Origin of the sequence: Pseudomonas sp. GW456-12-10-14-LB2 (genome assembly GCF_002884345.1) — a bacterium.
GTDB classification, from domain to species: Bacteria; Pseudomonadota; Gammaproteobacteria; order Pseudomonadales; family Pseudomonadaceae; genus Aquipseudomonas; species Aquipseudomonas paraglycinae.
In genome coordinates this window covers 1-247 of the sequence record NZ_POHV01000275.1, presented here as the reverse complement: position 1 = coordinate 247, position 247 = coordinate 1, and the positions used below count along the sequence as shown (strand labels likewise).

Genomic DNA, 247 nt, shown 5'->3' with positions numbered 1-247 from the left:
GAAGAACGCCGAGGAGCACCTGCTGCTCCTGATCCACGAGCTGAACCACCGGGTGAAGAACACCCTCGCGACGGTGCAGTCGATCGCGGCCCAGTCCCTGCGCGGGCTGGAGGGGGCGGAGGCCGACGCGGCGCGCGCCGCCTTCGAGGCGCGCCTCCTCGCCCTGGCGCGGGTGCACGACGTCCTCACCCGGGAGAGCTGGGAGGGTGCGGAACTCTCCGCCGTCGTGGCGGACGCGATCCGGCCG

At 73.7% G+C, this 247-nt stretch carries 1 protein-coding gene; it reads left to right on the top strand.

Annotation, left to right across the window (positions count from 1 at the left end):
- Positions 1 to 247: HWE histidine kinase domain-containing protein (locus C1X29_RS30195; RefSeq protein ID WP_305888222.1), on the top strand; the 247-nt coding region annotated here is incomplete at both ends.